The organism is Pseudoalteromonas sp. MelDa3 (genome assembly GCF_002863625.1).
Classification (GTDB): Bacteria; Pseudomonadota; Gammaproteobacteria; order Enterobacterales; family Alteromonadaceae; genus Pseudoalteromonas; species Pseudoalteromonas arctica.
Genome location: NZ_PJBR01000234.1, coordinates 1 through 10,750 on the forward strand (window position 1 = coordinate 1; position 10,750 = coordinate 10,750).

Consider the following 10,750-nt stretch of genomic DNA (forward strand, 5'->3'; position numbering starts at 1 on the left):
TTAGGTGTTTTTTATTCAAAAAAATCGTTATTTGAATATTTTTCACTATTGCGGCTTTAAAATGATTAATTTGTAAACCCCCTTTACAGCTCAAAGTGCTCATAACAGCTCGTAAAGTTACTTTGCTACGTAAACTTGATACAATTTAGGTGTTTTTAATTAATAGGTTTGACCATGAAGTATTTAGTTATTATTTTTACCTTTGCGTTTAGTTCAATGTCTTTTGCGCAGCAAGAAGTCGATCTTGAAGTAAATATGAAAAACACGGGCCTTGCATATAAACAAGCGGTGCAGGCAACTCAACTTAGTGAATTTAATACTGCGATTGATGAATTTATAAAGCTGGTTAAAGTGAGTAAAACAGGTAAGTTTTACAAAAAACCTGAGCAGTCATTGCAGGGCCTTGATAAAGTGATTGCTCAAGCTGAACTTGCAAAAAAAGCAGCAAACGAGCAGGGGCTAAGTGCGGCAAAAGAACCACTGAAAAATATAGATAATTTACGTAAAAAATATCATGAGTTACACGAGCCTCCAGGGTTCTTTGAATTACTGTTCGGTTCATAAACCTAAACTATATGTATCTTTAGTAGCTACTTTTAAGCTAATTGCGTTAAAGGTATCTGCAGCAATAAATATAAGGAAACACAATGGAAATTTCAGTTTCAATGTTAGAAGGCCAAAAGCAAAGCGCTAAATTTGGCGACCTAGAAGTAATAAGCGATCAAAGCGTAAACGCTGGTGGCAATGCAGAGTATCCAGAACCGTTTGATTATTTTTTAGTAAGTATGGTTTTATGTGCAGGTTTTTATGCGCGTAAGTTTTGCGAGCAGCGTGATATTTCAACGCAAGGTATGACGCTTACTCAAAATAACGAAAATGTAGATGACAACGGTAAAAAGCTATTTTCAATTGAGATTAACTTACCAGAAGGCTTCCCTGATAAATATAAAAAGGCGCTTATTGCAGCCGTTAATACCTGTACGGTAAAAAAAGTAATTCAGGCAGTACCAGAGTTTTCAGTAGTGGTAAAATAGTCCCCCTAAATTAGGTAGCTTAAGCAAGCTACCTAATTATATGTTGAGCATCCCCGTTTAACTTATTTCTTTTTCAGTCCTTGTACTGCTTTAAAGCGTGGGTTGTTTTTACAAATTACAAATACGCGGCCTTTGCGTTTTACAATTTGACACCCCGGACGTTGCTTGGCACTTTTAAGAGAGCTTAATACTTTCATACCTTTTCCTTTTTAACAGTCGATAAACTTTTAAAACGACGATTAAACTGCGCAACGCGGCCATCTGTAGCGGTTGTTTTTTGCTTGCCTGTATAAAATGGGTGCGAGTCACTTGATACATCAATAGGTACGTATGGATATGTATTACCGTCTATTTCTATTGTGCGGCTCGTTTTTATGGTTGAGCCAATAATAAAGTAAGAATCGGCAGCGGTATCGTGAAAAGCAACCACGTGGTAATCAGGATGAATATTTGGTTTCATAATACGCCTCAATAAATGATATGTGATAATATACCATTTAAATTTAACGTATTTACTCTCCCATTGCAAATTATTTAAATGTTCCTCAAAAAGGCCGTAATTGCTGGCTATTTGCGCAAACAAATCAAAAAATAAGCACTTGAATCAAAAATGCTGGCTATTGGCGTTTAGGCTGTTATAACTATATTTAAGAGTTAAAACGTTAACAAATACGGTTATAAAGTTATTACAGAGGTTATGTATGAGTGACGCAACACAACAACAAGAACAAATTGATCAAGGGGTGATGGAAACCCTAAGAGAGCGCGACCACAGTACCTTGGCGCAACAAGTAAATCCTTTAACCTGCAACCACAATGATATTGTAGAGTTACTAGCAAGGTATATGGCACTAAGCGAGCAAGAAGATGATGAGCTGTTTGATGATTGGTTTGATAACCTAACTAAAGAGCAACATACTGTTTTAAAAGTATTTGAAGTTTACCGTGGACAATATGAGCACCAAAATTAAAGTGTTTATTTTTGTAAATATGCCAAATCCAGTGGTTATTTAAATAAAACTAAATAGCCACTACTACTTTTTCATTAAAGAGTAGCTATGTTGTATCAACCACTACTCCCACCTGTTTAAATCATAATTTTTTGCGGATTGAATCTTATCTTTATTTAGGCACGACTTACTGATATTTATAAATATTTATTTATTGCTATTTTTAGGTAATGTTCTAGTTTGAATAGGCAGACTGTTTATAGTTTAAATAAGTTTATCGGATTATATACTCGAAAATATTCGCTCCAGTTTCGTAATTTATAAAACATTTAAAATTAATAGAGCTTTAATGATTAAACCTGAGATTCCAAATAACGAAGCTGAGCGATTACACGCGCTTAGAGCATTAAAAATTCTAGATACGTCTCATGAATAGCGCTTTGATCGTGTTACTCGTATTGCCAAGCGTATGTTTAATGTTTCTATTTCATTGGTTACTTTGATTGACGAAGACCGCCAGTGGTTTAAATCAAGGCAGGGGCTTGATGCGCCTGAGCTTCCTCGCGAAACCTCATTTTGTGGCCACACCATAAATCAAGACGAGTTATTAATAATCCCAGATACAGCTCAAGACGAAAGGTTTTTTGATAACCCCTTTGTTACAGGCGATCCTAAAGTACGCTTTTATGCAGGCTTTCCTTTAAAATTAAGGGAAGGAGTCATTATAGGCACTTTGTGCCTTGCCGATAATAAACCTAGACAACTCAATGATGAAGAAAAACAATTACTAAGAGATTTAGGCACGTTAGTCGAGCGAGAAATTCAATCAATTCAACTAGCCACAATTGATGAGTTAACAAGAATCTCTAATCGACGTGGCTTTTTAAACCTTGCCGAACATACGCTAAATGTATGTAGGCGAAACAAAGTATCAATGTCGTTTATTTTGTTTGATCTCAATAAGTTTAAACAAATTAATGATATTTATGGACACCACGAAGGCGATTTTGTATTAAATAAATTTGCACAAATTATGCTTAGTTCATTTCGTGATTGTGAAGTAATAGGTCGACTTGGCGGAGATGAATTTGTTGCGATGTTAAGCGATTCAGACGAGACAAAAGCAGAGTTTGTTTTACAAAGGTTTGCGGATGCAATAGAGCATGCTAATAATACCTTAAACAAGCCATACAAAATTGATTACAGTGTAGGAGTAACACACTTTACACACGATACAGGTAAATCAGTTGAGGATATGATTCAAGATGCTGATGTTGCAATGTATCAGCAAAAAAAGCAGCAATCACTTTAGTGAACTATTTAGTTTAATTGCTGCTTGAACTTCACTTAACTTCCTCATGCTAGTACGAACCTTATAATATGCCGTTATTCGCTATTGCAGTCATTTTTTGCCGCGGGTGATGCTAAAGACACATTTGGTTGCCAAACCCTGTTCCATATTTTATGAAGATTGTTTAAGTTTGGTCTTTGACTTATTTTTTCAAAGTTACCAATGCTCACTTCTGAATCATTTTTTTGACCCACTACAAAATTAAACACATAGTTGCACTCCATGCCCATACGTAAATCAGAAAGTACAATATTGCTTTGCTGTTGGCGCACCGAATAAAACCCTTTAGTAAACCACTGCAAGCGTTTTATAGCCCATTCATCGCTAATATTATTTAACAGTGAAGGCGTTGTTTGATAAGCCGTTAATGTAACATCGCTGGGTGCGTCAAATACTGATGCATAACCTTCGTAGTATTGTCCGTCAGACATCACAACAATACGCCACAGCAAAGTGGTTAGCGGAGCAGGCGTACTAACATACGCATTGACTGGTATTTGTCTGTTGTTGAGAGCCGTTTTTACTTTGTCATCAATATTTACTTTTAAAATTAAAGCGCAAAATAAATATAGACTACTTAAAACTAAAGCCGCTGCATTTATACGATAAGCCGTTGCTGCTTTTATTTTGGGTATTAGCGTAGATATTACGCCAATTAATAAAGGAAGCGTGTAAGCGGGGTCAATAATAAACACACTAGAAACCGCAAAGGGGTACTCAGTAAAAGGCCAGAGTAGTTGTGTACCGTATACCGTTAGGCTGTCTAATAGGGCATGTGTAGATAAACTTAAAAATACTAGCCAAAACCAGCGCACTTTATAAATTTGCATTCCCGCGTGTACTTTTAATATTAGCCATACAATGAGCGGGCTAATTAATAAATGTATTAATAACGAATGGCTAAAGCCACGGTGATAAGTAAATGCTTCTACAGATCCGCCATATGGCAAAAATACATCTAAATCAGGGAGCGTGCCTAAAATTGCTCCCCATAAAACGGCTTTTCGACCTATTTTATTGCCTAATACCGCATAACCTACAGCACTGCCTAATGCTACCTGCGTTAAAGAATCCATTTTAATTAATACCTTTAATTACTACTTTTATTATTTATACTTTTTGATTATTAAAAAGCGTCAAAAAATCGGTTAAAACATTTAATAAGCATATCAATATTAATATACAGAGCTTATAAACTAAGCCTAAGCTTTATGAAATCTAAAAAAGCCACAATTCGCGATGATACCGCACTGTTTCGCCGCTGCTTGCGCTAAGCGAAAACGTAAATAAAATGAGTTTTAATAACGGCCAAGTTTACGAGCATGTAAGTTCGAATCTTATAAATCACCAATACGTATGGCTAAGTCTGTTTTATGCTCGAGTAAATTAATAGTACTGCCGTGTGAGGTTATATCAAGCGTTATGTGAGGGTATTATTTAGCGAATTCACCAATTAAAGGCGTAAGTTGATGCAATACAAAAGGGTTTGCCGCATCTATTAGCTGCTTGCCATTTGGCGCTTGTTTTAAAGCTTTATGGCGTTTTCATCTGTGCATAAAATATTTAGCCTTTCGCAGGCGTATTTTAAAAGTATAGCTTTCCTCGCATTTTAAATTAAGCAAAATAATACCCCGTGGCGACTTATAAGTCCTGTTCCCGTTTAAAATACGGATGGTCAATTTGTTACCATATTTGGAATGATAATTGCTTCTAATTATAAAAATAAAGTCGTCAATTTTTAGACACATGAGGCAAAAATGAATTTTGGAACTCTTTCTTCGCAGTTATACAATGACAATGGCTATTCAAGCCTAAGTAATTTAAATAAAAACACTGTAAAAACGGATGATCCTAGTAAAAGTCCAGAGGCTAAAGCAGACTCTTCTTTAAATAAAGACGCCGAAAAAACTACGAGCTCTACTGCAGCTACTGAAGACGCAAAGTCTATCATTAGCAGCGAAACAGAAGATTCGAGTGACAATTCAGCAGTTCAAATGAATAAAGCGATCGAGTCAATTAAAGATTTACAGAGTAAAATAAGAGAAATGACCAATAGTTCTGATACGCCCACAGGGGAAGCGGTAGAAGAGCTAAGCGAACTTAAAAAGCAACTCGATAGTGAGCTATCGTCGATACAATTAACAGTGCGAAAAAATGTATCTACTTTAATGGATTCAATGTTTTCATCATCTTCAGATAATAAAAATTCAGGTTTGCTTTTTAATAACCAAGCATAATTTAACTTGCTTTTTAATATAGTTATAAACTTAGTCGTGGCTTTATAAAGTCTAAAAAAGCCACAATTCGAGACGATACCGCACTGTTTTTATAATACACGGCTTGTACAACCTCTCGGTTATTAGGAGAGCTAACTGCACTGGGTAACACTTCAACTAATTTACCTGTTTTTAAGTCATTGCCAATCATAAAGTGAGAAAGTAACGCCACACCTTGGTTTGCAATGCACAGCTGGCGCACTGTTTCGCCGCTGCTTGCGCTAAGCGAAAACGTAAATAAAGCGGGCTTTACTAACGGCCAAGTGTTTAATTTAGGGGAGTCACTAAAACCAATTAACTTATGGTTTTGTAAGTCATCTATTTGTGTAATTGCAGCGCTGTTTTTTATATATTCTGGGCTGGCTACAATACGTAACTGACTGCTGCCGAGTTTACGAGCATGTAAATTTGAGTCTTTTAAATCACCAATGCGTATGGCTAAATCGGTTTTATGTTCAAGTAAATCAATAATGCTGTCGTGTGAGGTTATATCAAGCGTTATGTGAGGGTATTGCTTAGCAAATTCGCCAATTAAAGGCGTAAATTGGTGCAATACAAAAGGGCTTGCAGCATCTATTCGCAGCTTGCCACTTGGCGCTTGTTTTAAAAGCTTTATGGCTTCTTCACCGGTATAAAGCGTATTTAACCCTTCGCGCGCATATTTTATAAAAGTATGGCCCTCTTCGGTAAGTTCTAATCGGCGTGTTGTCCTGTTTAGTAAAGTGCATTGCAGTGTATTTTCAAGGCGTGATACAGCTCGCGACACTTTAGCCACTTGTTGATCGAGCAAATTAGCTGCCCCCGAAAAGCTTCCGCAATCTACTACCGTTATAAATGTTTCTAAATCTTCAGTTTTTGAATGAACAGCCATAAATATACCAACACCATCTTTGCATTATTAACAAAAGTATTTTGTCACTAATGCTATTTTTTGCAAACGATATTTTAGCCAAACTACATTTTTCAAATATTAATGAGGATATAACTATGCCATTGGCTTTGTGGGCGCTTACCTTAAGCGCATTTGCAATAGGAACAACTGAGTTTGTAATAGTGGGATTAGTACCCACCATTGCAAACGACTTAGGCGTAAGCCTACCTTCAGCGGGTTTGCTTGTAAGTTTATATGCGGTTGGCGTTGCTATTGGTGCACCGTTGCTAACAGCTTTAACGGGTCGTTGGAATCGTAAAGTGGTCTTAATAAGCTTAATGGGCTTGTTTGTATTGGGCAACTTATTGGCTTGGCAAGCGCCAAGTTACGAAACATTAATACTTGCGCGCATTTTAACGGGGCTTGCCCATGGTGTGTTTTTTTCAATCGGATCGATGATTGCCACAAGTCTAGTAAGCAAAGACAAAGAAGCCAGTGCAATTGCCATTATGTTTACCGGGCTTACTGTAGCACTAGTAACCGGTGTGCCATTAGGTACATGGATTGGACAACACTTTGGTTGGCGTGCAACGTTTTTAGTTGTGTCGGTATTAGGTTTAATTGCATTAATCGGCAGCTCTATTTTAGTGCCAAAAAACTTAAAACAATCAATATCAGCCACGTTTAAAGAACAACTACAAGTAATTGTAAAACCGCGTTTATTACTCGTATATTTAATGACGATATTGGGCTACGGCGGCACGTTTACAGCGTTTACTTATTTAGCACCTATTTTAGAGCAACAAACAGGTTTTGCGCCTTCGGCTATTGCTTTAATAATGCTTGTTTACGGTGTATCGGTAGCGATAGGTAATATTTGGGGTGGAAAGTTGGCCGACAAACGCGGCCCAATTAGCGCACTGAGCATTATATTCAGCGCTTTGAGTATTATTTTACTGATATTTACTTTTACGATGGAATCAAAAATTGCTGCTGTACTTACTATTTTAGTCTGGGGCGCATTTGCTTTTGGTAATGTGCCAGGCTTGCAACTTTATGTAGTAAAGCAAGCACAAAAGCACACGCCCAATGCGGTAGATGTTGCATCAGGTTTAAACATAGCCGCATTTAATATTGGTATTGCACTTGGCTCAATTATTGGTGGTAGCGTAGTAGAGAACATGACCCTGCAAGATACAGCATGGATAGGCGCCGTTATCTCTGTTTTAGCACTTGGTGTTACACGCTACAGCGGTATGCTTGATAAACGTGAAATTCAGCAAGCATAAAGTCTTAGCAGGGTCTGTTGACCTTTTAGGATTAAATTTGTTCAATCTAGGGAGGATTTAATCACGGAGCGAGGTTTGTAACCTAGTGGGCTAAGTAAAAATCGAGGGACAAAGAGTAAATCCACCCTAGGAAGAACCTACAGGCAGCGCGTATTTGGCATTTATGCTGCGTTATCGCCTATTAATGTGGAACAACCACACTGCATAGGCTCTGCCTTGCCTAAATACCAAATACACTGCTGCAAATGTAATCTCTAAAGATTAACAGACCCTAACCTTGAAACTAAAATTAATGACCTCATACCTGTTATGAGGTCATAGATTTTTAAGTGACAGTCGTAATAAGAAGTAAAAGGTGTATTTCGTAAAACTTCAGTGAAGTTTGTATTTCAAAACCGATTATTTTATAAGGATAAACCATGACAAAACGTGTAATAGAAATGCCAGAACTCGGTATGGGAACATTCCGATTAGAGGGCGACACGGCCTATAACTCAGTAAAAATGGCGCTCGAAGTTGGGTTTCGCCATATTGATACTGCACAAATTTATGGCAACGAAGAGCAAGTAGGTCAAGCCATAAAAGATAGTAATATTCCGCGCAGTGAAATATTCTTAACTACCAAAGTGTGGAATAACAAATTAAATAAAAGCGACTTTATCCCAAGCGTTGAAAAGTCACTTGAAAAGCTACAGGTTGATTCGGTCGACTTACTGCTAATTCATTGGCCATCGCCTGCTAACGACGAGCCAATGAGTGAATACCTCACTGAATTACTAAAAGCGAAGCAGCTTGGTTTAACTAAGCACATTGGTGTATCAAACTTCACCATTGCAAACTTAAATGAAGCAATGCAAACGCTTGACTCGCGTGAAATATTTACCAATCAGGTTGAGGTGCACCCATATTTAACTAATACTAAATTACGCGCATTTTGTGCTCAGCACGACATTCATGTAACAGCATACATGCCATTTGTAGTAGGCAAAGTACTTAAAGATCAAACCATTATCGACATTGCTAAAAAGCACGATGCAAGTCCAGCACAAGTTGTTCTAGCGTGGGTTAACGCCAGAGGTATGACGACAATTCCATCATCAACTAAGCGTAAAAACTTAGAAGATAACTTTAACGACCACGTTAAATTAGATGATGAAGACATAGCCCGCATTGATGGTCTTGATTGCGGCGACCGCCAAGCAACACCAGAATTTGCGCCGCAGTGGGATCAGTAAACTTACCTCAAACGCAAAGTTTAACTAAATATTTTAAGGTGTAGATTATCTACACCTTAACTTTTAAAAGGAATACACATGTTAACGGTTATAGCGGCACTGTCGTGCAAAAATATTGATGCAGATGTAATGCTTACAGCACTTGAAAACTTACAAAAGTCATCGCGCCAAGAAGTAGGGTGCTTACGTTATGAACTATCGGTAAAAAGTGATGATGAACATACCGACTACGTTGTTAGCGAACAGTGGGCGTCTGACGAGCACTTTGAAGCGCATAAAAACGAGCCACACTTTAAAGCGTTTGGTACGCAAGTTACTGGGCTTTTAACCAATAGTAGTATTGATGTATATAAATCAATTGGTTAAATTCTTTTTATAGTGCCTATTATGGTATGTATTAAACTACTTAGCTAAATTACATATAACCAAGTAAATACTCAAATAGGTGCTGTTAACTTACATCACCTTTTATTCTTACACTCCAACCTGCCTAAATACTCTACTTCCCCAATATACCAATGAAACCTATTAGGACTCTTTTTTGTTAATTCTTAGTGCGTCGAAATCAAAAGAGGTTCATAACACTATTAAAAGTCGTTTTGGTATCACAACCCACTCTGATAAATAGCCTATTTAATTTGTTGTTTACATTAAAATTCTCTGGTGTAAATATAGAAAGATGTAATTTAAGGCATTAAGCATATATGTTTGACTTGAATAGTTTGAAAGGAAAAGTTCTTATAGCTGTTTCGTTAAGTCATATTCACGAAAAAGTTCACCAGGCATGGCAAGATAAGAGTAATGAAGGTTTTTTGATTTGCTATGAAATAACCTTAGAATTTGAAGATGGCAAAACTTATTTAATTAAACTGTGTGAAGTTGACGCTATTGGTTATTACCCAAGTTTAGGCTTGAGTATAGAACCTGTAGAAAGAACTGAATTATTGTACCCTTTATAATATTTCAAAACTGCCGAGCCGAATATGCGACATTGTTGAAAGTGATCATTTAGGTGAAGACGTAGTAAATCAATTTACACTAACTTTTGATAATGGAAAAATTTTGTTATCAGACATGTTTATCCACCTATGACGATGGGAATTAGAGTAGGGTAAATCTTAGGTAGTAATTTAACTATAAGCCTGGTAGTTGTTAATAGGCTCCTTACTTCTGCATATTTTAACTAACCACTTTCTATTATGAGACGTAAGGTATACGTGACATGTTTGATGAATTCAGATATATCTTGTCAAAAATTGAAGTTAAAGAACACGTTGAATGGGGAGCATCAATTGAATTAATTGATTACGATCACAAGGATTATATTGAAGACGTATTGTGTGAAAAGTTCGGTCTTGAATATGCATTCAGTTCTAATAAAGATATTACGGGAGGATATGTTCTATACTTCTGTAAAAGTGCTACTTTTGATCAAGTCAAAAATGCAGTTGCAAAGATAAATAACTACCATGAATTACAAAGCAGAGAATTCAAGGTAGCACCGTATAAGTAATTAATGCGAGAAGGGAGGTTAGCCGCTGGCAATTTTCGTCCTTCAGTACTTACCTATTTTACAGCTGAGTTAATTAAACCAATAATGGAGACATGGGTATGGAAATTAATAAATCAAATCAATCTATTCTTATTTTTGTAATCCCTTTATTAACTGCGTATTTCGGATCAAAAGTTATATTTCACTTATTTGCTTTTGAGTATCTTGTGTTTACAGATACTTTTGACATTC

The 10,750-nt window shown here is 36.7% G+C and carries 13 protein-coding genes and 2 pseudogenes; 10 read left to right on the top strand and 5 right to left on the bottom strand.

Features of this window, described 5'->3' with window-relative positions:
* The first annotated feature begins 174 nt into the window (after window positions 1–174).
* Both CXF89_RS19775 and CXF89_RS19780 read left to right on the top strand, forming a co-directional pair.
* Entirely contained in the window at window positions 175–564 is a 390-nt protein-coding gene (locus CXF89_RS19775) for a cytochrome b562 (RefSeq protein ID WP_007580869.1), read from the top strand.
* Between the two features lie 83 nt (window positions 565–647).
* Window positions 648–1,034, top strand: coding sequence for an OsmC family protein (locus CXF89_RS19780; protein ID WP_024591728.1), 387 nt, complete (start codon window positions 648–650; stop codon window positions 1,032–1,034).
* Window positions 1,035–1,096: 62 nt separating this feature from the next.
* On the opposite strand, the gene ykgO is transcribed toward CXF89_RS19780, so the two are convergent.
* On the bottom strand, window positions 1,097–1,231 hold the full coding sequence (gene ykgO, locus CXF89_RS19785) for a type B 50S ribosomal protein L36 (protein WP_121955552.1): 135 nt from the start codon (window positions 1,229–1,231) through the stop codon (window positions 1,097–1,099).
* Window positions 1,228–1,494, bottom strand: a complete 267-nt coding sequence (locus tag CXF89_RS19790; RefSeq protein WP_024591730.1) for a type B 50S ribosomal protein L31 — start codon at window positions 1,492–1,494, stop codon at window positions 1,228–1,230. The genes ykgO and CXF89_RS19790 overlap by 4 nt, the downstream gene beginning before the upstream one ends.
* A 241-nt stretch (window positions 1,495–1,735) precedes the next feature.
* Here CXF89_RS19790 and CXF89_RS19795 point away from each other — a divergent pair, with 241 nt between their 5' ends.
* Both CXF89_RS19795 and CXF89_RS21600 read left to right on the top strand, forming a co-directional pair.
* The gene (locus CXF89_RS19795) at window positions 1,736–2,005 is read left to right on the top strand and encodes a hypothetical protein (protein WP_007580861.1); all 270 of its coding nucleotides are present in this window, start codon (window positions 1,736–1,738) and stop codon (window positions 2,003–2,005) included.
* A 430-nt stretch (window positions 2,006–2,435) separates the two neighbouring features.
* Window positions 2,436–3,296: pseudogene (locus tag CXF89_RS21600) on the top strand (diguanylate cyclase); the annotation flags it as partial.
* Between the two features lie 74 nt (window positions 3,297–3,370).
* Here CXF89_RS21600 and CXF89_RS19805 read toward each other — a convergent pair.
* Window positions 3,371–4,411, bottom strand: coding sequence for a metal-dependent hydrolase (locus tag CXF89_RS19805; RefSeq protein WP_121955553.1), 1,041 nt, complete (start codon window positions 4,409–4,411; stop codon window positions 3,371–3,373).
* 264 nt (window positions 4,412–4,675) lie between these two features.
* Window positions 4,676–4,923, bottom strand: a pseudogene (locus CXF89_RS21495) (LysR family transcriptional regulator); the annotation flags it as partial.
* Between the two features lie 169 nt (window positions 4,924–5,092).
* Here CXF89_RS21495 and CXF89_RS19815 point away from each other — a divergent pair.
* On the top strand, window positions 5,093–5,572 hold the full coding sequence (locus tag CXF89_RS19815) for a hypothetical protein (RefSeq protein WP_121955554.1): 480 nt from the start codon (window positions 5,093–5,095) through the stop codon (window positions 5,570–5,572).
* A gap of 22 nt (window positions 5,573–5,594) precedes the next feature.
* Here CXF89_RS19815 and CXF89_RS19820 read toward each other — a convergent pair whose 3' ends face one another.
* Complete coding sequence (locus tag CXF89_RS19820) at window positions 5,595–6,482, bottom strand: LysR family transcriptional regulator (protein WP_121955555.1); 888 nt, start codon at window positions 6,480–6,482, stop codon at window positions 5,595–5,597.
* Window positions 6,483–6,598: 116 nt separating this feature from the next.
* Here CXF89_RS19820 and CXF89_RS19825 point away from each other — a divergent pair, with 116 nt between their 5' ends.
* The 5 genes from CXF89_RS19825 (at window position 6,599) to CXF89_RS19845 (ending at window position 10,519) form a co-directional block, all read left to right on the top strand.
* Window positions 6,599–7,771, top strand: coding sequence for an MFS transporter (locus tag CXF89_RS19825; protein ID WP_121955558.1), 1,173 nt, complete (start codon window positions 6,599–6,601; stop codon window positions 7,769–7,771).
* A gap of 419 nt (window positions 7,772–8,190) precedes the next feature.
* Window positions 8,191–9,006, top strand: a complete 816-nt coding sequence (gene dkgB / locus CXF89_RS19830) for a 2,5-didehydrogluconate reductase DkgB (protein ID WP_121955556.1) — start codon at window positions 8,191–8,193, stop codon at window positions 9,004–9,006.
* Between the two features lie 78 nt (window positions 9,007–9,084).
* Window positions 9,085–9,372, top strand: coding sequence for a putative quinol monooxygenase (locus tag CXF89_RS19835; protein ID WP_002958660.1), 288 nt, complete (start codon window positions 9,085–9,087; stop codon window positions 9,370–9,372).
* A 338-nt stretch (window positions 9,373–9,710) separates the two neighbouring features.
* On the top strand, window positions 9,711–9,965 hold the full coding sequence (locus CXF89_RS19840) for a hypothetical protein (protein WP_121955557.1): 255 nt from the start codon (window positions 9,711–9,713) through the stop codon (window positions 9,963–9,965).
* A 263-nt stretch (window positions 9,966–10,228) separates the two neighbouring features.
* Window positions 10,229–10,519 carry a hypothetical protein gene (locus CXF89_RS19845; protein ID WP_101217001.1) on the top strand — a complete coding sequence of 97 codons (291 nt, stop codon included), beginning with the start codon at window positions 10,229–10,231 and terminating at the stop codon, window positions 10,517–10,519.
* The last annotated feature ends 231 nt before the right edge of the window (window positions 10,520–10,750 follow it).